Origin of the sequence: Streptosporangium brasiliense (assembly GCF_030811595.1) — a bacterium.
GTDB classification, from domain to species: Bacteria; Actinomycetota; Actinomycetes; order Streptosporangiales; family Streptosporangiaceae; genus Streptosporangium; species Streptosporangium brasiliense.
Genome location: NZ_JAUSRB010000002.1, coordinates 3931957 through 3955109 on the forward strand (window position 1 = coordinate 3931957; position 23153 = coordinate 3955109).

Here is a 23153-nt window from a genome sequence, read left to right on the forward strand (position 1 = left end):
AACTCGGTCCCACAGGTTGTCGCCGACGACAGGCTTCCCGATCAGAGAGCTGAGAGATGACTGAGCGCACCCCGGTCGACCTGTGGTTCGATCCCTTCTGCCCGTACGCGTGGATGACCTCCCGGTGGCTGCTGGAGGTGGAGAAGCTGCGGCCCATCGAGCCGCGCTGGCACATCATGAGCCTCAACGTGCTCAACGAGGACAAGGACGTGCCCGAGAGCTACCGCGAGATGATCGCCAAGGCCATCGGCCCGGTCCGCGTGGTCACCGCCGTGCAGGAGAAATACGACTCCGAGACGGTGGGCCGGCTCTACACCGAGCTCGGCACCCGCTTTCACAACCAGGGCAGGCTCAAGGAGCTCGACAGGCTCCGCGAGACCGTCGAGGAGGCGCTGGAGGCCGCGGGCCTGGACCGGGAGTTCGCCGACGCGATGGACTCCGAGGAGTTCGACGAGGCCCTGCGCGCCTCGCACGACGACGGCATCGGACGGGTCGGCCAGGAGGTCGGCACCCCGGTGATCTCGGTGGAGGGCGTCTCCTTCTTCGGCCCGGTCATCTCGCCCGCGCCCAAGGGCGAGGAGGCGGCCAAGCTCTGGGACGGCGTCCGCCTGGTGGCCGGCATCGACGGCTTCTTCGAGATCAAGCGCTCCCGCACCCGCCAGCCGATCTTCGACTGACCGCGGACCCGCGGCCACCGTGCCTGGCCGTCCGGATAAGCGCGGAGAATCACTTCTCCGCGCTTATCCGGATATTACGAATTTTTATACATCTCGATAATCCATCGGTCGCAACCCCGCCCCGCCGTACTCTGCCCGTGCAGAGCGCGATCCGATGTCCGTCGCGGCAGTGGATCGCATCCGGCAAAATTGCGATCTTCATGCGATTGCGCAGGTATTCCGTGACCTTACGGGCTCTCGCCTTATGACGGTCGGCACGCAAGGATGAGAGCCATGCGTCACCTTTATCTGAACGGAGCTTGGCGGGCATCGGCGTCGGGCGAGAGCATCGACGTCGTCAACCCCGCGACCGAGGAGACGATCGACAGGGTCCCGGCGGGCTCGCCCGCCGACGTCGAGGCCGCCGTCGCCGCAGCCCGCGCGGCCCTGCCCGGGTGGTCGAGCACGGCCCCGGCCGAACGGGGCAAGGTCCTCAACGCGGCGGCCGAGCTGATACGAGAACGCTCCGACCAGATAGCCAGGATCATCACCACGGACATGGGCGCGCCCTACAACGTGGCGCTGAAGGTGCAGACGCTGATGCCCGCCGGGGTGCTGGCCTCCTACGGCCAGCTGGCCGAGACCTACGACTTCGAGGGCGGGCGGGTCGGCAACTCCCGCATCTTCCGGGAGCCGGCCGGTGTGGTCGCCGCCATCACGCCGTGGAACTACCCGCTCCACCAGATCGTGTGCAAGGTGGCCCCGGCGCTCGCCGCGGGCTGCACGGTGGTGCTCAAGCCCAGCGAGGTGGCGCCGCTGGCGGCCTTCGCGCTGGCCGGGATCTTCGACGAGGTCGGGCTGCCCGCCGGGGTGTTCAACATGGTGAGCGGCTACGGCCCGGTGGTGGGCGAGGCCCTGGTCACCCACCCCGACGTGGACATGGTGTCGTTCACCGGTTCCACCCGGGCGGGGCGGCGGGTCGCCTCGCTCGCGGCCGAGACGGTCAAGCGGGTGGCCCTGGAGCTCGGCGGCAAGTCGGCCAGCCTGGTGCTGCCGGACGCCGACCTGCCCGCGGCGGTCAAGGTGACCGTGGCCAACGCCTTCCTCAACTCGGGCCAGACCTGCTCGGCCTGGACACGCATGATCGTCCACCGCGACCAGTACGACGACGCCGTCCGGCTCGCCGTCGAGGCGGCGGGGAAATACCCCCTCGGCGACCCCTTCGACGAGCTCACCCGCCTCGGCCCGCTGGTCTCCGCCGCCCAGCGCGACCGGGTCGTCCGCTACATCAACCGGGGCCAGGAAGAGGGCGCCCGGCTGGTCGCCGGAGGCGCCGACCGGCCCCTGGACCGGGGCTTCTACGTGGAGCCCACGGTGTTCGCCGGGGTGGAGCCGGGGATGGTGATCGAGCAGGAAGAGATCTTCGGCCCGGTCCTGACGATCATCCCCTACACCCGCGGCGAGGACGAGGCCGTCACCATCGCCAACGGCACGCCGTACGGCCTGGCCGGCGCGGTGTGGGCGGGCGGGGAGGAGCGCGCGGTCGCCGTCGCCAGGCGGCTGCGCACCGGCCAGGTGTCCGTCAACGGCGGCCAGTTCAACCCCCGCGCCCCCTTCGGGGGCTACAAGCAGTCGGGGCTGGGGCGCGAGCTGGGCGAGTTCGGGCTTGAGGAGTATCTGGAGATCAAGTCGGTCCAGCTCTGACCTGGTCCGGCTCTGGCCTGGTCGGCCCTGATCCGGTCCGGGCCTGACCTGGCCCGGTGCTGGGCCGGTGCGGCCCGATGGGCCGGTCCCGGGCCGCGGCGCCTCGCGCGGGCGTCGCCGCGACGGCCCGCGGTGCCCCCGGCCCGCCAGGACAGGGCCGTCCAGGGCCGTCGTCGCCGTTCCCCGCGGGCCTGTCGGCATCACCGTTCAAAGGCCGCCGCCTTTTCTCCGAGATTGCCTATCCGCCCGGGGAGGGTTGTCCTTACCGGAGGTTCTGGGTAAACCCGTCCTATGGGAAGCCTCGCCCCTCCGCAAGAAGGCCTCGCCCCCTCCGAAAGGCGCCGAATGAGATCGGGCACCAAGCGTCTGAGCGCGTTCGACCTGGTGATCGCCGCAGGGGGGTTGGTGCTGGTGCTGCTCGCCGGGCAGAACCTCGGACCGGCGCTGGCCGCGCTCCGCGGCGAGGGCACCTGGGGCACCTTCACCGCCCAGCGGGTCGAGTGCGTCCAGCATCCCGGCCACGAGCAGTGCACCTGGCTGGGTGACTTCCGGGCCGGCGGAGAGGCGCGCCAGGGGATCGCCTTCTACGGCGCCGACCGGGAGGCGTTCACCCCCGGCCAGACGGTGCGGGCCTTCGACACCGGCCGCCGGGGCCACGTCTACGGCCCCGGCGGCTCCAACGAGTGGATCATGGTCGTGCTGCTCCTCGTGGCCGGCCTCGGGCTGGCGGCCAGGCCCCTGGTCCGCCTGCGCCGCCGCACAGCGGGGGACGCCGGGGCCACGGGGACCGAGGAGGTCGCGGGAGGCTGACGAGGGGATCGCGGGAGGCTGAAGGGCATGGCCCCACCGTCCCGGCGGGAGCCCGCACTCGGTCAGGGGGCCTGCAGGAGGACCTTCCTGGCGGCGTCCTTGGCGAGACGGTCGACGTAGAGCATCCCGTCGAGGTGGTCGGTCTCGTGCTGGAAACAGCGCGCCAGCAGGCCGCGGGCCTTGACCTGGACCGGCCGGCCCAGGCGGTCGGAGCCGCGGACGGTGACCCCGGCGGCCCGGGGGGTCCTGGCGTAGATGGGGGTGCCGGTCTCGCGGCCGGGGACCGACAGGCACCCCTCCTCGTCGACGACCTCCGCGTCGTCGTCGACCGTCAGCACGGGGTTGATCAGGTGGCCCTTGCGGTTGCTGCAGTCGTAGACGAAGACCCGCTTCGACACGCCGATCTGCGGACCGGCCAGGCCGACCCCCTGAGCGGCGTACATCGCGTCGAACATCTCGTCGATCAGGCGGCGCAGATCGCGGTCGAAGTCGACGATCGGCTCGGCGGGCGTGCGCAGGACCGGATCCCCGACCACTCGGATGTCACGCATGGGGACTCTCTCTTGTAAGGGTTCGGATGGCTAAGCGGTCATTACTCTAGTCGGGGTGGGGGTCGAGCCGGCCACATACACCTGCGAAACTGGGCGGGTGCGCGTCTACATCGGTGCCGACCATGCCGGCTATGAGCTCAAGAACCACCTCGTCTCCTGGCTGAAGGAGCACGGCCACGAGGTCACGGACTGTGGCCCGTCCGTCTACGACCCGGAGGACGACTACCCGCCGTTCGTGCTGCGCGCGGCCGAGGGCGTCGCCGAGGACCCAGGCAGCCTGGGAGTCGTCATCGGCGGTTCGGGCAACGGCGAGCAGATCGCGGCCAACAAGGTGCGCGGCATCCGCGCCGCCCTGGCCTGGAGCGAGGAGACAGCAGAGCTCGCCCGCGAGCACAACAACGCCAACGTGGTCAGCGTCGGCGCGCGGATGCACACGGAGGAGGAGGCGACCCGGTTCGTCGAGATCTTCCTCGGCACCGCCTACTCGGGCGCCGAGCGGCACAACCGCCGGATCGCGCAGCTCACCTCGTACGAGACCATCGGCCAGCTCCCGCCGCTGCCGTAGTCCCGCCCGCCCGGCCCGTGGGGGGCCGGGCGTGCGCCCGCCCGCCCGTCACGGGCGGGCGGATCCGTCACCCGCGGTCTCTTGTCCGGTCCTACCCGCGGTCTCTCACCCGCCGCTACCCGTGCTCGCTCACTTGCGGCGCGGCTGCTCCTTGCGCCCGGGCTCCCGGCGCGGCGTCTCGTCGCGCAGCGGCCGCCGGTCGGCGGCCTCCTGCTGCTCCTGGGAGGGCCGGGAGACATCCCGCGCCCGCATCGCGGTGACCGCGCCGATCTGCAAGCTCTGCAGTGCCATGCGGCCACCATAACCCGCGCGGCGCGGGCGTGCCCGGCCCGCTCAGAAGATCAGACCGGCCCAGGGCGCGGGGTCCCACGACATCGCCACCGACAGCTCCCGTACGGCTCCCGCCCGGAACTCGTGCACCACCCCGGCCGCCTGCAGCGCCGCGAGCGGACGGCCGCCCAGGTAGGCCGCGCCCAGCGCGGTGACCGGGAGTGCCAGGTCCGCAGGGTCGTCGGTCGGCACGCAGCGGGCGCCGGAGGTGTCGGCCGACAACCGCCAGCGGCGGGCGTTCCACGGGCAGACCGCGTCCTCGACCTCGATCACCACGTCCACGGGCGCCGAGTAGCGGCGCGCGGGCAGCGCGCGCTCGACGTCCACGAGGCGGATCCACAGGTCGTCCAGCCATCCGGCGTTGAGGTGGCGCGGTTCGGCCAGCAGGTGGATCAGCGGGTCGTCGACCGGCCGCTGCCAGACCTTGACCCGCGCGATCAGGTCGCGGTCCAGGACGTGCCGCCAGAGCAGGGCGTAGGCGGCCGGATCGAGGCCGAACAGCTCCTTGAGCCGCAGCTCGCCGTCCGGCACGTCATGCTCGGTGACGCTCTGCTTGAGCCGGAAGAGCGCGTAACCGCGGGGGCCCCCGTCGTCCTCGACGACCACCGCGCGCAGCGGTCCGTAGCCTCCCTGGTCGGTCTCGTGGTCCGACAGCACCGCGTCCCAGCGCGCGGGAGTGCGGGCGTAGAGTCCCGGACGGCTGTCGAGCACGGCCTCGAAGACCTTCTCGAAGACGGCCCTGGCCTCGGCGGGCTTGACCACGCGCAGCCGCAGCGCGGGGTCGGTCGGGGCGTGCCGGCCGAAGGCCGAGCCGTGTGTGGGGATGTTGAAGAAGAGGTTGTCGGCGGCCCTGCCGTACCCGAAGCGGCCGTAGATCGCCGCCTCGGAGGCGTAGAGCGCGGCGACCGCCTCGCCCCGCTCGCGCAGGTCGGCGAGCTGGCGGCCCATCAACGCGGACAGGATCCCTCTGCGGCGGTGCGAGGGCAGCACGCTGACCGCGGTGATGCCGCCGACCGGGATCGGTCCACCGGGCACCGTCATTGTGAAACTGCACACAGCGGTGGCGCCCACGAGCAGGTCGTCCTCGAAGGCCCCCAGCGAGCGGTCCAGCTCGGCGTTGCTCCGGAACAGCTCCACCCGGTGCGGGGGGAGGGTGTTGCCGAACGCCTCTTCGTCGACGGCGATCCAGTCGAGCCACTCGTTCTCGGTGATCGGGCGCAGGGTAAGACTCATTTTTCCTACGGTAGAGGGGGACAAACCGTTCCGGCTATTCAATATCCGTCCTTAATGATCAAGGCATTGGTCAAGTGGGCTGCCCAAATGGGGGATAGCCCGATACAGTCAAACGCATCATGAGTTCTCGCCCGGTGCCACTGATCCCTCCGGGGCTCCGTGCGTTCTTGGTGCGGGTCCCCCTTCTCGTGCCCATTGTGCGGTTCCTGCGCCGTGGGCCGCTGGCCCGTGACCGCAACCTGCTCATCACGCTCATCGCGCTGTCCCTGGTGCTCGGCGCCCTGGCCGCCCGGGTCTCCACGGAGTGGTTCTCCCCGGCGCTCATGATCCCGATCACCCTCGTCGGCGGGCTCCAGCTCCGGCTGCGCAGCCTGGCCAAGCTGCTGTGCGCGGTGGCCGCGGCCCTGCTCTACATCGGCATCGTGCGAGGGGTGGGGCAGATCGGCCCGGGCCTGCTGGTCACCTTCGGCTTCACCACCGTGCTGGCGGGGCTGATGGCCCGCACCCGGGGCAAGCTGGGCGTGCAGGGCCTGCGCGGCGACGCGATGCTGCTGGAGCTGCGCGACCGCCTCAAGAACCAGAGCGAGCTGCCCGCGCTGCCCAAGGACTGGGACTCGCGGGTGGTGCTCAAGCAGGCCGGCGGCTCCTCCTTCGGCGGCGACTTCCTGGTCTCCCTGCGCGAGGGCGACACGGTGGAGCTCGCCCTCGTCGACGTGTCCGGAAAGGGCGTCGACGCGGGCACCAGGGCCCTGATGCTGTCGGGGACCTTCGGCGGCCTGCTCGGCTCGGTCGACGACTTCCTGGCCGCCTGCAACACCTACCTGCACCGCCAGCGCGAGGCCGAGGGCTTCGTCACGGCCGTCCACGTGCGGCTCAACCTCGCCACCGGCGAATACGTGATCACCTCGGCCGGTCATCCGCCGGTGGTCAAGTTCGAGGCGGGCACCGGCACCTGGCGGGTCTCGCCCGCCAAGGGCGTGGTCCTGGGCATCGTCCCCGACCTGCACTGCGAGCCCGACCGGGGGACGCTCCGCAAGGGTGAGGCCCTCATGCTCTACACCGACGGGCTGATCGAGCAGCCCGGCCGCGACATCGACGCGGGCCTCGACCGGCTGCTGGGGGAGGCCGAGCGGCTGCTGCCCTCCGGCTTCCGCCATGGCGCCCGCAACCTGGTCACCTCGATGTCGGCGGGGCACAACGACGACTGCGCCCTGATCCTCATCTGGCGCCCCTGACCGCCGCGCCCCGATGTCACAGCCATCAGGGACGGCCACGGCGGCGCGCCGCCACGGATGTCACCGCCGCCCGGGGCGGCCGCGGCGGCGCGATGTCGCAGCCGTCCGGAGCACCGGCCGTCCGCGGCGTCACAGCCACCCGGAGTCGCTGGCGATCCGCACGGCGTCGAGGCGGTTGCGGGCGTGGGTCTTGCACATGATCCGCGACATGTGGTTCCGGACCGTTCCCACCGACAGGAAGAGCTGGTCGGCGATCTCGTTGGAGCGCGCCCCCTGGGCGGCCAGCCGGAGCACGTCCAGCTCCCGGCGGGTCAGCGGGTTCTCGGCCGCTTCCAGGGCGGCCACCGCGAGCTCCGAGTCCACCGCCCGGCGGCCCGCCGCGACCCGGCGGACGCCGTCGGCGAGCTGCTCGGGCGCCACGTCCAGGCTCATGAACCCGAGCGCGTGGACGGCGAAGGCCCGGCGGACCTGGCCGGGGTTGGGGTGGCGTGACAGCAGCAGGACCCGGCAGCCGGGGACGTCGCCGTGCAGCCGGAGTGCCGCGGCGAACCCGTCGACGCCGGGGAGGTCCAGATCGACGACCGCCACCTCGGGTCCGTGCTCCAGGGCGGAGGGGACGACCTCTTCTCCGCTGCCCACGTCGGAGACGACCTTCAGGTCCGCCTCACACTGCAGCGACGCCACCAGGCCGCGCCGGACCAGGGGAAGGTGCTCGGCCACCAGGATCCCGATCAAGGTTCTCCTCTGCCCATTGTCGAAGGGTGATCAAATGATCGCTCAACGTTAACAAAGTGTCTCCATTCGGCACAGCATGCGCAAGTGGCTCGATCTAGAAGGCCCGCTTTCGAGGGCCCTGGCTCCGGGCACTTGGGCTAATCTCTTATGGGGCATTGTCGGTAAATCCGTGACCGGGGGTATGAACCTGTGAGCTGGCTCTTCGTGATCGGGATCATCGTCTTCCTCGTGGGGTTGATGGTGTCGATCGGGCTGCACGAGATCGGTCACCTGGTGCCGGCGAAGTTGTTCGGCGTCAAAGTCACGCAATACATGATCGGCTTCGGTCCGACCATGTGGTCGCGGCGCAAGGGCGAGACCGAATACGGCGTGAAGTGGATCCCGCTCGGCGGCTACATCCGGATGATCGGCATGCTGCCGCCCCGGCCCACCGACGATCCCAACAAGGTGCGCTCGGTCTCCACCGGGCCGTGGCAGGGCCTGATCGAGAACGCCCGTGAGGTCGCGCTGGAGGAGGTCCGGCCGGGCGACGAGGACCGGGTCTTCTACCGCAAGCCCTGGTGGCAGAAGGTCATCATCATGAGCGGCGGCCCGGCGATGAACTTCGTGCTGGCGTTCATCCTCTTCGCCGTCGTCATCATGGGCTTCGGCGTCCCGGTGCTCAAGCCGGTCGTGTCGGGGATGACCAAGTGCGTCATCCCCTACAGCGAGTCGCTGAAGCCGGGCCGCACGTGCACCGAGTCCGACCCGCCCACGCCGGCGGCGCAGGCGGGCGTCAAGCCCGGCGACGAGATCGTCGCGTTCAACGGGGTGCCGGTCTCCTCCTGGGAGGAGGCCACCAAGAAGATCCGGGCCAACGGGGCCGGGCCCATCACCCTCGGCATCGTGCGCGACGGCAGGCCGCAGACGCTGAACGTCACCCTGATCTCCCAGGACCGGCCGGCGGTCGACGACCCGAAGAAGATCGAGAAGAACGTCGGCTTCCTCGGTGTCGCGCCCACACAGGTCATGGAGAAGCAGAGCCTCGGCTACGTGGTCGGCCACATGGTGGATCTCACCGGCAGGGTCGCCGAGTCGCTGCTCAACCTGCCGCAGAAGATGATCGGCGTCTGGAACGCCGCCTTCTCCGGTGAGGAACGCGACCCCAACGGCCCGGTCGGCGTCGTCGGCGCGGGCCGGATCGGCGGCGAGATCGCCGCCTCCGCCGCCCCCACCGAGAACAAGCTCGTCGCCCTGCTGAGCCTGCTCGCCGGGTTCAACCTGGCCATCGGCGTGTTCAACCTCATCCCCCTGCTCCCGCTCGACGGCGGCCACATCGCGGGCGGTCTCTGGGAGGGGCTCAAGCGGGCCTTCGCCCGGGTGACCCGCAGGCCCGAGCCGGCGCACGTGGACATCGCCAAGGTGCTCCCGCTGACCTACGCGCTGGCCTTCACGATGATCATCCTGTTCGGCCTGCTCCTGTACGCGGACCTGGTGAACCCGGTCCGCCTCGCCGGCTGACCCGTCGGGCCACGGCGGTCCGGGAGGTGGCGGTGCTCGCCGCTAGGGTTGTTCCGTGAAGGACGGGACGCCGGGGGCGGCGATCGACGTGGCACTGTTCCGGCTGCGCCGCATCTGGGCGCGGCCGCTGCGCGCGCGCAAGCTCGGAGATCCGCAGCGGCCGGTGCAGCTGTCCAACGTGATGGTCGTGCACGCCGTGCACAAGCTGAGCCTGGACGTGCCCGAGGTGACCGTCGGCGCCGTGGCGGAGCAGCTGGACATCGACCCCTCCACGGCCAGCAGGCTGGTCAACGACGCGATCGGCGCGGGGTTCGTGGAGCGCGAGGCGTCCGAGGTCGACGCCCGGCGGGCCCGCCTGGTGCTCAGCGAGCGCGGGCGGCGGGTGCTGGAGGTGGTCGTCCACTACCGGCGCACCTACCTGGACGGGCTGATCGCCGACTGGGACGAGGCGGACCGTGAGGCCTTCGCCCGGCTGATCACCCGCTTCGCCGAGGCGGCCGTGGCCCACCCGGCCGACCTGGCCAACCTCGACCAGGTGATCGCCGAGGTGATCGAGGAGCCCACTACTCTCCGGTGACGCCGTCGAGCTGCTCGCGGATGATGTCGGCGTGACCGTTGTGCCGGGCATACTCCTCGATCATGTGGATGAGGATCCAGCGCAGCGAGACGTTCTCTCCGCCGCGCTGCTGCTTGCCCACGGTGTCCACGGGCAGTTCCGCGCAGAGCGCGCGGGCGTGGTCGACCTCGGCCCGCCAGCGGGCGAACGCCTCCTCGGCCGAGGCGGTCTCCACCAGGTCGAAGTCGCCGTCGGGGTCCCGGTCGGACCAGTAGATCCCCGGGGTGCCCTCGCCGTTGAGGATGTTGCGGAACCAGTGGCGCTCGACGTCGGTCAGGTGGCGGACCAGGCCCAGCAGGGAGAGCGTGGACGGTGTCGAGGGGCGCAGGCGGAGCTGCTCCTGCGACAGCCCGGCGCACTTCACGGCCAGGGTCTCCCGGTGCCAGTCCAGCCACGAGTGCAGCATGGGGGTCTCGTCGGCGATATAGGGAGGATCAATACGGCTGTCGGTCATGAGACCTCATGATGCCGATACGCCCGGGTAGCTGTCATGTCGTCCAGCCGTGACCGGCCGCGCCGCCGCGGCAGCGCGGCCGGATGTCACGACCACCACGTCGCGTGGGTGACGGTGTCGAATCCGAGGGAGTCGTAGAGCGGCTTGCCGGCCGTCGCGGAGGTCAGGGTGACGGGACCCTCCAGGTGTCCCAGGACCGCGTGCATGAGTGCCCGTCCGACCCCGCGGGAGCGGTGCTCGGGCAGGGTGGTCACCCAGTAGACCCCGCCCACCCCGCCGTCGGCGACCGTCATGCAGGCCCCGGCGGGCACCCCGTCCCGCGTGGCGAGGAACAGCTCGATCCCCTCGCGTCCCAGCAGTCCCGTGGGGAACACCTCGCCCGCCTGATGGGGCTGGAAGGCCGGCAGCGGGAACCCGTGGACCACGATCCGCTCCGCCGTCTCCAGCTGGTCGTCCGTCTCCACCCGGCGGACCTGTACGGCCGGCGGCGCGGGCACCGGACCGGGGCGGCGGATCATGACGGGCAGCCGCCGGGGGCTCAACCCCGAACCGCCCAGGTCGAGCGAGCTGAACGGGTCCTCGACGACCACCCCGCCGGTGGATCGGCGCCGGGCCAGGTCCGTCAGCTCGGCGACATCGTCCGCGTCCGGCTCCGGCGAGAGCAGCAGGATCCGCAGGCCGCTGCGCTCGCTCCCGTCCACGCCGACGAAACCGGGCCGGTGGACCAGCGCGTGCCCGCGGGTCTGCGCGAGAGCGCTCCAGAAGGCGGCGGCGTTCCGGGTGGCCAGGTGGAGCGAGGTCATGTCCGTGACGGGGCCGGCGAGCGCTGGTTCAGTGGTCACGGGGACAACCCTACGAGACCATCGGATCCGATCATCCGCGGGCGGTGGTGCGGCCCCGGGACTTCCGGGCCCGCACCACCGCGCTCATACCGGCTCAGGAGATGTGGAGCAGTGTGTCCGTGTTCTCCAACCTGGCCACGGCATGGCTGATCTGCGGCATGTCCTCCGAATAGGTGAGGGAGGCGATCGCCTTGGACGCCTGCTCGTAGCGCTCCATCAGCACCCTGGAACGGCCCAGGCCGAAGCCCAGCAGGCAGTTGGCCACCGGGTCCGGGGTGAGCTTGTCCGCCGGGACGTCGGTGGGACAGGCGGCGGGCAGGGACTGGCCGTTCATCGGGTCGTACTCCGTGGGGGAGGAGGTGCACCGCCCGTCTCCGAAGGGGGACTGATCGGGCAGGCACGAGGCGTAGGTGTCCCGCGCGGTCCGGAACATCTTGGAGATCATGAGGTCGTCGCCCAGATCCGACGGGATCCTCTGTGCACTGAACAGTGCCATCTTCATCAGATCGTCCTGCTCGATCGTCTTCGCCCAGCCGATCCTGGAGTATTCCCGCAGCAGGGTCGCGGCCCTGGTCACCGCCTTGTTGGCGTTGTACAGCGGGGAACCGACGGTTTCGAGTTCACGGGCGACCTTGCTGTAGTAGGCGTTCTGCTTGCCGGCCAGGATCCGCACCACCTGTCCACGCAGCCCCGGGTAGACGTTGGGGTCCTCAGTGACGGGGAGGCAGTATTCGAAACTCTCCTTCCATCCCTCCTCGTCCCACCTCTCGGTGTTGTGGGGGTCTGGCTCGCGGGGGTCGCGGGGGATCTGCACCCCGGCCTTCACAAGCGCGTAGGCGCTCCAGTTGCACGGCGGGGAGTTCGTCAGACAGCCCTGGTGCACTCCCGGAAAGATCTTCGCCCAGGTCTGGATGTCCCTGACGACCGAGCCCTGCTCCATCCGTGCCTTGAAACTGACCCGCACATCGGAGAAGCGCTGGTAGCCGTACATGCCCGCGGGCACGAACCGCTCGTTCACATACTCCACGTCCTGGCACAGGTAGACGAGCGGGGCGTCCGCCGTGTCGAGCTTCTGACTCGCGAGGATGTACAGGCTCGAAATGTTGGCGATGGTCACGTTGGACGGCCGGCTGAGCGGGGCCGGGTCGTCCCGCTCCTCGCCGGCCGGTGAGCACGGACGTACGGAGCCCGGATCCCCCATCTTCTCCACCGGCTGTTCGGGGGTGCCGAAGAGGTCGTACAGGTGGTTGCCGTCGAACTCCTTCATGGTGTCCCGGAGCTGGTCGTTCAGCGTGTTCACGGCCGTTCTGTAGTCGTTGACCAGACCGGTGAACAGCTGGTTGGTCCGGGTTCCGTCCGCCCGCGGCGTGGAGAGCGGCTTGCTGAAGGAGCTGTTGGCCTTGAGGATCTCCCGGCCCAGCGCCGCGACGCCGGCCGCCCGGGACGGGGAGATGTCCCGGTGCGACCCGGCGTTCTCGGACTCCAGCACCTCGTAACCGCGCGCGAACGGAAGCCACGCGGACGGATTCGGCACGGTGCCGAGCCTCGGCCCCTCCAAGCCGTACTTCCGCCGCGCGTACCAGTCCAGATAGGCGATGGCGCCGTTGGCCTTGTAGACCTTCAGGGCCTCGTCGATCTGGCTCTCCTTCCACTCGCCGTCGGCCTTGACCGGGCCGGTGAAAGGCGCACTCGTGACCGTCTGCACGAGTGCGGCATGGAGCGGTATCTCGACGTCATGCACATACCGCTCCTTGGGGATCTGCTCCCCGTTGTGGTCGGCGGCGTAGTGCACGTACCCGTCGAGCACGGCCGAGGCGTCATGGAGGGCGATCTCCTGCAGGGCGGCGAAGATCTCCGCGCCCCAGCTGTCGAGTTGGGAGCTCAACGCGGAGATCTGCAGGTTCACCTGGTAGAGCTGCGTCTGGGTGATCCGGCCCATCCGGATGACCTCGTCGAATTTGTTCACCATGTCGGTGTAGATCACTGACAGCTGGGCGTCGACGGAGTCGAAACGGGCCTGCATCTGCTTCCCGAGCTCCGAGATCTCGTCCCGCAGTGCCATGATCTCGCCCTGGACGCCGCCCGGCATGGAGTCGGTGAACAGCGGCAGCAGAGCCTGGACGCCTGCCATGACCGCCCCGAGCATGTTCGCGGTGGCCACATTGCTCAGCACGCCCATTCCCATGCTGGCGGCCGCGGGCAGGAAGTCGCTGATGGCCTTGCCGATCTGGTAGCTCGCTCCGGCGACGATCTCCAGGGTCCTGCCGAAGTCCGCGTCGACCCAGCCCGACAGCTGACCGAGGATCTTCAGCGCGAGGTAGGAGTTCTGCAGGGCCTGGTCCCAGTCGACCTTGTCCTTGACGATCTCCCCGTAGGTGTCGAAGTCGATGGCCGGGGCGTAGTCCGTCAGCGACACGTGCTCGGGGATCTTCAGCCCCGAGAGCCCGACCAGCGCCACCTTGACCTGCGCCCGCTGCTTCTTCATCACCCGCTCGGTCTGCACCGTCACCGCGTGCCGGAACGCCTCCGGGTCATTGGAGAAGTCGATACCGGTGATCTCCGGGACGTTGACCCAGGCACTGATGTTCGGGTCCTTCTGGATGGTTTCGAGCGACGCACGCGAGCTGACCCCTATGGGCAGGCCGATGTTGCGGTCCCAGGCCGCACCGAACTCGGGCTTCACCGCGGCGAAATCGGCGACCTTCTCATAGATCTCCGCCTGGTAGGGGAGGAGGATCTCCATGTAATCGGCGGCGAGCCGATCGCCGGCGGCGTTCTTCTTCCACTCCGCCGACTTCTCGTACTCGCGGATCTGACCCTCGAGCCATGTCGATCCCTGCTTCTGAAGGGCCGCAGCCGGGCCGCTGGATTTCGCCAGATCCAGGATGCTCTTGACCCCGGACGCTATCTTCGCCGTTCCGGACCCGGTGGTGTCGTACTCGGCCTCGTTCCAGGTGTCCAGCACGACACGCATGGTCTGGTCGATCTCGTCCGCCATCGCGTCCGGGTGATCTATCATCCATGCCATCATGTACACCGACGTATAGGCGTTCCGCACCTTGTCGGTCCTGCCCGTGACGAGGACCTGGGTGGAGAACAACCGCTGCCGGAGCTTCTCGTCCAACTCGGCCTTCGAGGGCTCGGCCCTGGCCCGCGCGGCCAGACCCGGCGGCGGCGCGACCAGCGCCACAAGGACGAAGACAAGAGCCATCGCCAGGACGCGCCCGGGCGAGCTCATCCTCCCGCGCCTGTTCCGCCACAGGCGGACGCTTCTTCCTGCACCCATGATCTTTCCTGCACCCCTACTCTCTCGTCCTCGAACGTCCTCGAATGGATGTCCGCCACCCGCACCGGCCGCCCCGCCGGACCCATGGCCGCAAGGGCGGGCCTGGTCGCGGGGCGGTGCTCGTGGCGGCCGCGGGGCCGGTCGCCCTATGACACGGCGGGCTTGAGGTCCGCCGGACGGCGGGCGGGCGGCCTGTTCCGGGACGGCGCCCGGTGCCCGGGATCACTGACGCCGGAGCCCGTGAAGCTCATCTGTCGCGCCGGCGGCTCATCGGCGGGCCGGGTCGGCGGTGTGGCGGTGCCGTCCTTCGCGACCGCGCTGCCGCCGTAGGTGACGGATCGGGTGGTCGTCCGGCCGCTCGGATCGTAGGCGATCAAGGTGTACGTCTTGGCCGACCTGTCGTTCCAGTTGTCCTTGTACTGCCCCTTCCACGCCGACGGAGGTCTGGGCGCCTCGTCCAGCAGGACCACTTCCGTGGTGATCTTCCGCTTGATCACGATTCGCGTCGTATTGGACACCGTCCACGAGAGGAGGAATCCGTTCGGGCATCCCTCGTACACCGACACCGGCGTGGCGCCGAACTCGTTGATGCCGGCCGGCCCCGAGGTCATGGCCTGGTACGTGACGGGGTTCTGCTCCTCCGCGTACTCCCTGACCGGCCGGACGCTGAGCATGTAGTCGCCCAGCGACCTCAGCCCTTCGACGCGGTAGTTGACCTGCCACTTGCCCGCGTTCGCCGGAACGGTCCTCACCTGCGACGCGGAGGAGTCGAGGTCCATGATCCGGAGCTCGAAGGAGTCCTCGTCGGTGCTGTTGTCCTTCCACTGCACGGTCAGGGCCTCGTCCTCGACCTTCGACACCGTCAGCTCGCCCGCCGCGGCTGGCGCCGGCCTCATGGTCCTGCGCTCCACGACGACGGGTACGGCCGCACTGCGGTAGTTGTAGGCGGTGACGCGGTAGCGGTAGAGGGTGTCGGGCTTGAGGCGCGTGTAGAGGTAGGTGTCGGGGTTGGCGCGGTTGTCGCGGGTGACCCACTGGCCGCTCCCGTCCGGGGCGACCTCCATCTGCTCGAACCGGACCATGACGTTGCTCTCTCCGGTGTCCACGTCGACCCGCATCTCCGTGGCCTTGGTGGTCTTGCCGAAGCTCACCTCCGGCTCGGTCGCGTCGCCGGGCGCCACGAAGTACTGCTGCCCTATCGCCGTGTCCGGTCCGCCGATCTCCGGTGTCTTGACGGCGACCGCGGTGAAGGAGTGGATGCCCTCGGTCGCCGATGCGGAGACCACCGCGGTGAAGCCGTGGCCCGTCCCGTGGTCGGGGTACCGAGCGGCGATGTCCTCACTCATCGGGGCATCAGCGGTGACAGTGGAGACAGGCCGGCCGTCCTCGAGGATCCTCACCTGGATCGGAGCGGAGGTGTCCGGGTCTATGGCCCAGCCACTGATGGTGATCTCCTCCCCGCCGTCCCACGACAGCGCGGTCATCCCGCCGACGGGGTCGGCCGACCGCGGGGTCCTCCGCTCGAGGACCACGGGCGGGGCGACACTGCGGTAGTTGTAGGCGGTGACCCGGAAGCGGTAGAGGGTGTCGGGCTTGAGGCGCGTGTAGAGGTAGGTGTCGGGGTTGGCGCGGTTGTCGCGGGTGACCCACTGGCCGCTCCCGTCCGGAGTGACCTCCATCTGCTCGAACCGGACCCAGACGTTGACCTCTCCGGTGTCCACGTTGACCCGCATCTCCGCGGCCTTGGCCCCTCCGAAGCTCACCACCGGCGCGGTCGTGTCGCCGGGAGCCACGTAGTACTGCTGGCCCACCTGGATGTCCGAGCCTGGCCCTGCCCTGTTGACCGCTACCGCGGTGACGGAGTGGATGCCCTCGACCAGTGATGCGGAGATCTCCGCGCTGAAGCCGTGGTCCGTGCCATAGGCGGGATATCCGGCGAGGACGTCGTCGTCCGACGGTCCGTCAGCCGTGACGGTGGTGATCAGCCGGCCGTCGTCCAGGATCCTCACCTGAACCGGATCGGCGGTGTCGGGGTCGATGGCCCAGCCTGTGACGGTGACTTTCCCGTCGCCCTCCCACCCCAGGCCGGTCATGGCCCCGATCGGGTCGGCGACCGTGAAACCCGCGCACATCTCCGGGCCGGGCACGGTGGCCGTGTGATCATAGAGCGTCACGCAGACGGTGTTCCGTCCAGGATTGGCGATCGGCACCATCAGGTCGAAGCCATGGCGGTCGCCTGTCCCCCAATGTGCGACATCGGGCCGATAGGCGTCAGCGGTGGTCCACCAGGACGATGTCCTGTTGTAGACCAGCACCTGGCTGGGCGCGGTGGCCGAGGCGTCGTCCATGGCCCAGCCGACGACTTTCACCTGGTTTCCCCACCCCGGCTGGTGCTCGACCCTCTCCAGCTCGCCGTACGGAGCCGATGCGAGGGTCAGGGACGGGGCTCTGCCCTCGACGAGCTTGCGCACTCGGGCGGGCCGCTTGAACCCCTCGGGTGGCGCGGCGGTGATGTGCAGGTCCACCAGGCCGTCCGGTGACCCCTTCCGCTTCTCCTCCGCCTTCTCCCTCCGCTTCTCCCGCTCCGTCCCCTTTCCGTCGGGCGGCGCCGCCTGGGCGGACGGCGCTGCCCGCGCACCGGCATGCACGACAGTGGCCGTGGACACCAGGAGCAGCGGGATCAGCAGTACAGCCGCGAGTCCGTGGATCTTTCTCCGGAACAACCTGTCCATCCTTCATCCCTTCATCGGGGCGATCTCTGACAGGGAGCCGATCCGCCGTGCCGGGCACGGATGGCTGCGCTCCGCGGCCGTGCAACCGGCTTGGGTCCCCCTCACCACGCACCCCTCAAGCAGCTCCGCCAAGGCCGATCGATCAGGGGCCGATTGTCGCGGCACGCACTGGAAACCGACTGGAGGCCACTGGGACCGCCGGAAAGCCTGTCCGGGCGGCGCTGCCGGCCATGTGACAGCGCGTGCGCTCCAGCAGCGCCGTCCGCACTCTGGGGAGGCTGCCTGGGGTGTCCAGCGACTTCAGGACAGCCGGGGACACAACCCGACAGAGCGTCTGGGAGAGAAGAAGGTAGATACATGGAGGCGTCGCAGGAAGTGCTCAACGAGCACTACTCGCCCCAAGTCGCTGCAAGTCGCCGTGTGGGATACGCCCACAAGCCGGCTGTCCGGGAACAGTCGGGCGCCCCGGCCTGCGCCCGCGCGGCATCGTCCACGCGCGTGGGCAGGTCAAGCCGCTCGGCGGCAAGCAGGAGCGCGTCCTCGCTCCGCCGAGGGGCGGCAAGCCGCGTGACGTCCCGCTTCCGGAAGTGTCGCGCTGCGGCTCGCCGCCCGCATCAAGGTCGCCGCGTGTCCGTCAGGACCGTCGCCACAGCGGCGCAGGCGCAGGCGCAGGTCAGGTCAGGTCAGGTCAGGACAGGACAGGACAGGACGGGACGGGACAGGGCAGCAGGACGCTAGTACATCGAGATGTGCGTGTGGTCGAAGTGGTTGGCGGTGACGCCGCCGCGGTCGGACATGGGACGCCAGCCGGAGCCGGAGTTGATGCGCTGGCGCCAGATCACGTATTTGACGCCGAGGCTGGCCCTGTTCTTGACGGCCCAGGCGGCGATCTCGTCGCCGAGCTTGACGTGGGCGGCCGAGGGCATCGAACCGCCGGTGCTCATCATGAAGTCGCAGGCGCGGCCGAGCGGGTGTTCGCCGCCGTCGTTCACGGCCCGGTAGCAGCCGACCGTGTAGGGCAGGGCGAAGCGCTTCTCGATGGCCTCGCGCATGATCCGGGTGCGGTCGGTGATGTTGTCGGCGCCCGTGGGCAGTTGGGGCGCCCAACTGCCGTCGGCCCGGCGGCCGGAGCCCGTGGGGACGAGCGCGTCGAGTTTCTTCTCGATGGCGTCGATCAGCTTCTCGGCCTCCTTGCGCTGGGTGGCCACCGCCGCGGCCTCCTGGCCGATCTGCTCGGTGAGCCCGGCCGCCTTCTCCGCCGCCTGTTTCTTCAGGTCCCGGCTCTGGGCGAAGCCCTGCAGGTAGGCGCTCTGCTGGGCGGTGAGCTGCTGCATGATCGCGGCGCCGCCCATGTCGACGTTGGTGGAGAACAGCAGGGACGGCAGGTCGCCGGTGCTGCTCTGGTAGCGGAGCTGGGCGATGGAGTCGACCTGCTTGTCGGCCTCCTGGTAGGCGGTCTCGGCCTTGCGCAGGTCCGCCTTGGCGACCACCTCCGCGGCCTGGGCCTTCCTGAGGGACTCGCGCTTGGCGGCGTAGGTCTCGATGAGCGTGTCGACCCGCTTGTTCAGGTCGGCCAGTTCGGCGCGGAGCTGGGACTCCTTGGGTTTGGGGGCCGCGCTGCCCGCGGTCTTGGGCTTGGGGGCCGCGCTGCCCGCGGTCGCCGTGCCGGAGGTGAACGCGAGGACCGAAACCACGGAAATGGTCAAGGCCGCATGGCGACGGAACGTGGGGGATAGAGCCGCCACGACTCTCCTCTCCATCCGCCTACCGGGTTAGCTGACGGGTTCGGGCTGGAGGAAGCCCTTCCACCGAAGTGGTTCACCCCAAGTGCGGTGGTTCCCCGGCTCCCGGGCGACGCGCCCGGAATTAGGCATTTCGGACATCAGGTCCGATGTGTGAGGATAGTAGTGGTAAACCCCAGGTAACGCGACCCCAATCTGAGACTAATAAGTGATCATCCTGTGACAACTTCTCGCAAAAGGCGCGCCGCCTCCTCGGGAAGGACGTCGTTCACGAAAGCCCCCATGGCCGACTCCGACCCGGCGAGATACTTCAGCTTGTTCGGCGCCCGCCGGATGCTGAACAGCTCCAGGTGCGCATAGGAGAGGTCGCGCCCGACGTTCACCGGCGCCTGGTGCCAGGCCGCGACGTACGGCATGACCACGCCGTACAGCCCGTCCAGGCGGCGCAGCACCTCCGTGTAGAGCGGACCGAACGCCGCGCGCTCGGCGGGCTCCAGCGCGCCCAGGTCGGGGACCTGGCGGTGCGGGTAGAGGTGGACCTCCACGGGCCAGCGCGCCGCGGCGGGGACGAAGGCCGTCCAGTGCTCGTTCGAGGCGACCACGCGGATCCCGGCCTCCCGCTCGGCGGCCAGCACGTCGGCGAACAGGTTGCGGCCGGTCCGCTCCCGGTGGCGTCCGGCCGCGGCGAGGGAGAGCTTGGTGCGCGGGGTCACGTAGGGGTAGGCGTAGATCTGGCCGTGGGGGTGGGCCAGGGTGATCCCGATCTCCGCCCCCCGGTTCTCGAAGCAGAACACCTGCTCCACGCCCGGCATCGCCGACAGCTCCGCCGTACGGTCGATCCACGCCTCCATGACCAGCTCGACCTGGTCGGCCGAGAGCGCGGAGAAGGAGGAGTCGTGATCGGAGGTGAAGCAGACCACCTCGCACCGCCCGGCCCCCGGACGGACCTCGCTCAACCCTCCGACCTGGTGGTATTCGCCGATCTGGGAGGAGAAGGAGGGGAAGCGGTTCTCGAAGACGACCACGTCGTAGGAGGCTGAGGGGACCTCGGTCAGGTGGCCGGGGGTCGACGGGCACAGCGGGCACTCGCTCGCCGGGGGGAGGAAGGTGCGGCCCTGGCGGTGCCCGGCCACCGCGATCCACTCCTCGGTGAGCGGGTCGTAGCGCAGCTCGGAGGCCGCGGGGCGGGGCGGCAGGTCCCGCTGGTCGATCGCACCGCGGTCGGCACTGTCCTGCCGGTCGAAGTAGAACAGTTCCCGGCCGTCGGCCAGGTGGGTGATGGTGCGCTTCATCGGCTCAGCGCCTCGCTCTCCTGCTGCGGCTCGGTGATGATCAGCTCGCGCACCTGGGCGGTGAGCTCGTCGCGGGCTTCCTCCGGCAGGCCGGAGTCGGTGATCACCACATGGGCCTGGGCCAGCTCGGCGATCGTGCTGATCCCCACCGTCCCCCACTTGGTGTGGTCGGCGAGCACCACCAGGCGGTGCGCGGAGGCGACCAGCTCGCGATTGGTCTCCGCCTCCAGCAGGTTGGGCGTGGTGAACCCGGCGCGGGCGCTCATCCCGTGCACGCCGAGGAACAGGGTGTCCACATGGAGCCCGCGGATCGCCGCCACGGCCACCGGCCCGACCAGCGCGTCGGAGGGGGTGCGGACGCCGCCGGTCAGCACGACGGTGCGGTCCGGGCGGGGGGAGCGGTGGAAGACGTCGGCGATCCGGATCGAGTTGGTGATCACCGTCAGGTCGGGCACGTCGACCACGGAACCGGCCAGTGTCCAGGTCGTGGTCCCGGCCGACAGTGCGATGGCCGTGCCGGGCCGGACGAGCTGGGCCGCGTGCCGGGCGATCGCCTCCTTCTCCGGCTGCTGGCGCACCGACTTGGCGGCGAAGCCGGGCTCCTCGGTCGAGCCGGGGCCGGCGACGGTGGCCCCGCCGTGCACCTTCTCCACCAGGCCGCGCTCGGCCAGCACCTCGAGATCCCTGCGGATCGTCATGTCGGACACGCCGAGCTCGCGGACGAGGTCGGCGACCCGGACCCCGCCGCTGCTGCGCACCCGCTCCAAAATCGCCTGCTGCCGCTGTTGGGCGAGCATTGACCAACTCCTTAATCAAACAGATTCCACCAAATTATCACGGGGCAGCTGGGTGATCGGTGTTGAATTCTGGTGAATAGCTGCTCACAGCCGCTCAAGCTCGGCATGGATGTTCGCCCTGGCCGACTCCTCAAGATCGGCGATCTTGAAGATCGCCGGCAGGTCGAGCAGCGCGCGCAGCACCGCCGCCCGGCCCTCCCGGAAGGCGTCGTCGGGGACGAAGGAGTACTCCTGGCGCACGGCCGCCGCGTAGGCCGCGTAGATCTCCGGTGGAGCGGCCAGGATCGCCAGGTCGGCGTCGCACAGCACGGCGCCGTCCGCGTCGCCGGGGGCGGGGTCGTGGGTGGCGGTGAGCCTGACCAGCCGGGCCACCGTGGCGACCGCTCCGGCGGGCAGCCCCACCTCGGGCAGCATGCGCTCGGCCAGCCGGGCGCTGCGCTCCTCGTTGTCGCTGCGGCACGGGTCGTAGACGGCGTCGTGGAACCAGGCCGCGAGCCGTACGAGGTCGGGGTCGGCCGCGCTCCCCGCCAGTGTGTCGATGTGGGCCAGCATGGCCTCCAGATGGTCGGCCGTGTGATACCTGCGGTGCGGCTCGCCGTAGCGGCCGATCAGGTCCCGCCCGAGGCCCTCGGCCTCGGGCCCGGCCAGGGACCGCCAGCGGTCCATCAGCTCTGCGCTCATGCGGGGAGCCTAAAACCATGGTCAGCGCTCGTGTCGGCCACCCCGCGAACGGTGAGGATCCGGTCATGCGACTGACCTCTGTCCTGCTCGTCCTGATCACCGTCACCGCCTGCGGGAACGGCGGCGGCACGGCCTCGTCGCCCCCGCCCGCCCCCACGCCCAGCGCCCTGTTCACCCCGCCCCCGGTCGCCTTCGACGAGGCCGCCGGCATCGCGGCCAGGGACGGCCGGGGCGGGCGGGTCACGAGACTCCACCTGTACGGCCCGCAGCCGCCGATCGTGTGGCTGGCGGCGGTCCTGGGCGGAGACGGGGTGCTGGCCGAGCTGCGGGTGGACGCGACCACCGGGAAGGTGGTCGACAGGCAGGCCGCCGACCCTGAGGCCGCCGGCACGGCGGCGCACCTCGTCGCCGGCGACGAGATCGGCGTCGCCGGGGCGCGGGAGGCCGCGGCCAAGGCCGTGCCGGGCGGCTGGATCACCGCCGCGGGGCTGGAGGAGAGACGCGGCGGGGTGGTCTGGGCGATGGAGGCGGTCGACCCGGCCAGGCGGACCAGGAAGATCGAGGTGGACGCGGCCACCGCCGCCACGAGAATCGTCCCTTGAGCCCTTGTACGGCATGCCTCCGAGGAGGAATGTGAAGGCCGGACCCTACGGAGAGGGGCGGTCGGCATGGGCAGGCGGGCACGTAAGAGCCGGGCACGCAGGAAGCGGAAGGCCAACCACGGCCGGCGGCCGACGGCCCGCTAGCTAGCTGCGGCGGCCCCACGAGGCGAGCAGCCTCGTCTGGGGGTCGGTGTCCGAGGCCACCGGCTGCTGCTCTCCTATGACGCCGGCCTGGCGGTAGCCCTCCTCCGTGCGGGCGAACCAGACCGCGCAGGTCTCGACCAGCTCGGGGTCGAGCCGCTCGTCGGCGCCGATGGCGCGGGCCAGGTCCCAGGTGTGGATGAGGGCGTCGGCGAACAGCTCGGTGATGTATTCCTCCCCGGCCACGTCGCCGAACGACAGGTGGACGGTGCGGGTCAGGGAGCCCTCCCCGGCCGCCGCCTGGGCGGCGGCCACCGCCGAGGTGTCGAATGCCTTCAGCGGGTCGTCACCGAGCAGGTCGCCGTCGAAGGCGTCGCCGAGCTCGGCGACGGTCCGTCCGGCGAGCAGCTCCGGAGCCCAGCGGTTCTCCCCAACCACATGGTTGACCAGCGCGCGCACGTCCCAGTCCACACACGGCGTCCTGTTCCCCCACTGTTCGGGCTTGATCTGGTGCACAAGAGCGCCGAAGTCGTCCAGCGTGCGTCGGTAGGCCTCACGTATGTCGATAGTCATCATGTCCTCCCGAGTCGTCATTTCGACCGTAACTCCTGAGTCGTACGGAGTCATCGCGACCGTGGGCCGGACCGGA

22 protein-coding genes and 1 riboswitch are annotated in these 23153 nt (G+C 70.1%); of the genes, 9 read left to right on the plus strand and 13 right to left on the minus strand.

Features of this window, described 5'->3' with window-relative positions:
- Positions 1-56 precede the first annotated feature (56 nt).
- The 3 genes from J2S55_RS26765 to J2S55_RS26775 all read left to right on the plus strand — a co-directional run bounded on the left by J2S55_RS26765 (position 57) and on the right by J2S55_RS26775 (position 3170).
- Positions 57-677 carry a mycothiol-dependent nitroreductase Rv2466c family protein gene (locus tag J2S55_RS26765; protein WP_306866296.1) on the plus strand — a complete coding sequence of 207 codons (621 nt, stop codon included), beginning with the start codon at positions 57-59 and terminating at the stop codon, positions 675-677.
- A gap of 273 nt (positions 678-950) precedes the next feature.
- A complete protein-coding gene (locus J2S55_RS26770; protein WP_306866298.1) occupies positions 951-2360 on the plus strand; it encodes an aldehyde dehydrogenase family protein in 1410 nt (469 codons plus the stop codon).
- A gap of 345 nt (positions 2361-2705) precedes the next feature.
- Positions 2706-3170, plus strand: a complete 465-nt coding sequence (locus J2S55_RS26775; RefSeq protein ID WP_306866300.1) for a hypothetical protein — start codon at positions 2706-2708, stop codon at positions 3168-3170.
- A gap of 62 nt (positions 3171-3232) precedes the next feature.
- On the opposite strand, the gene def is transcribed toward J2S55_RS26775, so the two are convergent.
- Positions 3233-3721, minus strand: a complete 489-nt coding sequence (gene def / locus J2S55_RS26780; RefSeq protein WP_306866302.1) for a peptide deformylase — start codon at positions 3719-3721, stop codon at positions 3233-3235.
- Between the two features lie 97 nt (positions 3722-3818).
- On the opposite strand from def, the gene J2S55_RS26785 reads away from it, so the two are divergent.
- A complete protein-coding gene (locus tag J2S55_RS26785; protein ID WP_306866304.1) occupies positions 3819-4286 on the plus strand; it encodes a ribose-5-phosphate isomerase in 468 nt (155 codons plus the stop codon).
- A 129-nt stretch (positions 4287-4415) separates the two neighbouring features.
- On the opposite strand, the gene J2S55_RS26790 is transcribed toward J2S55_RS26785, so the two are convergent.
- Together J2S55_RS26790 and J2S55_RS26795 are read right to left on the minus strand one after the other, a co-directional pair.
- Positions 4416-4577: a hypothetical protein gene (locus J2S55_RS26790; RefSeq protein WP_306866306.1), complete on the minus strand. Its 162-nt coding sequence runs from the start codon at positions 4575-4577 to the stop codon at positions 4416-4418.
- 42 nt (positions 4578-4619) lie between these two features.
- Positions 4620-5849: a GNAT family N-acetyltransferase gene (locus tag J2S55_RS26795; RefSeq protein ID WP_306866308.1), complete on the minus strand. Its 1230-nt coding sequence runs from the start codon at positions 5847-5849 to the stop codon at positions 4620-4622.
- 119 nt (positions 5850-5968) lie between these two features.
- On the opposite strand from J2S55_RS26795, the gene J2S55_RS26800 reads away from it, so the two are divergent.
- Positions 5969-7084, plus strand: a complete 1116-nt coding sequence (locus J2S55_RS26800; protein ID WP_306866310.1) for a PP2C family protein-serine/threonine phosphatase — start codon at positions 5969-5971, stop codon at positions 7082-7084.
- A gap of 129 nt (positions 7085-7213) precedes the next feature.
- Here J2S55_RS26800 and J2S55_RS26805 read toward each other — a convergent pair whose 3' ends face one another.
- Positions 7214-7819 carry a response regulator transcription factor gene (locus tag J2S55_RS26805; RefSeq protein WP_306866312.1) on the minus strand — a complete coding sequence of 202 codons (606 nt, stop codon included), beginning with the start codon at positions 7817-7819 and terminating at the stop codon, positions 7214-7216.
- Positions 7820-8008: 189 nt separating this feature from the next.
- On the opposite strand from J2S55_RS26805, the gene J2S55_RS26810 reads away from it, so the two are divergent.
- Positions 8009-9319 (plus strand): M50 family metallopeptidase, encoded by a 1311-nt coding sequence (locus J2S55_RS26810; RefSeq protein WP_306866315.1) that lies wholly within the window; start codon positions 8009-8011, stop codon positions 9317-9319.
- Positions 9320-9374: 55 nt separating this feature from the next.
- Positions 9375-9896: a MarR family winged helix-turn-helix transcriptional regulator gene (locus J2S55_RS26815; protein ID WP_306866317.1), complete on the plus strand. Its 522-nt coding sequence runs from the start codon at positions 9375-9377 to the stop codon at positions 9894-9896.
- On the opposite strand, the gene J2S55_RS26820 is transcribed toward J2S55_RS26815, so the two are convergent.
- The 8 genes from J2S55_RS26820 to J2S55_RS26855 form a co-directional block, all read right to left on the minus strand.
- Positions 9883-10389, minus strand: coding sequence for a DinB family protein (locus J2S55_RS26820; RefSeq protein ID WP_306866321.1), 507 nt, complete (start codon positions 10387-10389; stop codon positions 9883-9885). The genes J2S55_RS26815 and J2S55_RS26820 overlap by 14 nt on opposite strands.
- Before the next feature lie 86 nt (positions 10390-10475).
- Complete coding sequence (locus tag J2S55_RS26825; protein WP_306866324.1) at positions 10476-11231, minus strand: GNAT family N-acetyltransferase; 756 nt, start codon at positions 11229-11231, stop codon at positions 10476-10478.
- Positions 11232-11325: 94 nt separating this feature from the next.
- Entirely contained in the window at positions 11326-14469 is a 3144-nt protein-coding gene (locus J2S55_RS26830; RefSeq protein WP_306866327.1) for a hypothetical protein, read from the minus strand.
- 194 nt (positions 14470-14663) lie between these two features.
- Positions 14664-17249 carry a fibronectin type III domain-containing protein gene (locus J2S55_RS26835; RefSeq protein ID WP_306866329.1) on the minus strand — a complete coding sequence of 862 codons (2586 nt, stop codon included), beginning with the start codon at positions 17247-17249 and terminating at the stop codon, positions 14664-14666.
- Positions 17250-17983: 734 nt separating this feature from the next.
- Positions 17984-18955 carry a coiled-coil domain-containing protein gene (locus tag J2S55_RS26840; protein WP_306866332.1) on the minus strand — a complete coding sequence of 324 codons (972 nt, stop codon included), beginning with the start codon at positions 18953-18955 and terminating at the stop codon, positions 17984-17986.
- A gap of 41 nt (positions 18956-18996) precedes the next feature.
- A riboswitch (cyclic di-AMP (ydaO/yuaA leader) is annotated at positions 18997-19132 on the minus strand.
- A gap of 71 nt (positions 19133-19203) precedes the next feature.
- Positions 19204-20283 (minus strand): galactose-1-phosphate uridylyltransferase, encoded by a 1080-nt coding sequence (galT, locus tag J2S55_RS26845; protein WP_306866335.1) that lies wholly within the window; start codon positions 20281-20283, stop codon positions 19204-19206.
- Positions 20280-21080 (minus strand): DeoR/GlpR family DNA-binding transcription regulator, encoded by an 801-nt coding sequence (locus tag J2S55_RS26850; protein ID WP_306866337.1) that lies wholly within the window; start codon positions 21078-21080, stop codon positions 20280-20282. Before J2S55_RS26850 ends, galT begins: the two co-directional genes overlap by 4 nt.
- 84 nt (positions 21081-21164) lie before the next feature.
- Positions 21165-21761, minus strand: coding sequence for an HD domain-containing protein (locus J2S55_RS26855; RefSeq protein ID WP_306866341.1), 597 nt, complete (start codon positions 21759-21761; stop codon positions 21165-21167).
- Between the two features lie 65 nt (positions 21762-21826).
- On the opposite strand from J2S55_RS26855, the gene J2S55_RS26860 reads away from it, so the two are divergent.
- Positions 21827-22363, plus strand: a complete 537-nt coding sequence (locus J2S55_RS26860) for a PepSY domain-containing protein (protein WP_306866344.1) — start codon at positions 21827-21829, stop codon at positions 22361-22363.
- Between the two features lie 66 nt (positions 22364-22429).
- On the plus strand, positions 22430-22507 hold the full coding sequence (locus tag J2S55_RS48375; protein ID WP_370879797.1) for a 50S ribosomal protein bL37: 78 nt from the start codon (positions 22430-22432) through the stop codon (positions 22505-22507).
- Here J2S55_RS48375 and J2S55_RS26865 read toward each other — a convergent pair whose 3' ends face one another.
- Complete coding sequence (locus J2S55_RS26865; protein WP_306866347.1) at positions 22508-23080, minus strand: TIGR03086 family metal-binding protein; 573 nt, start codon at positions 23078-23080, stop codon at positions 22508-22510.
- Positions 23081-23153: the final 73 nt, after the last annotated feature.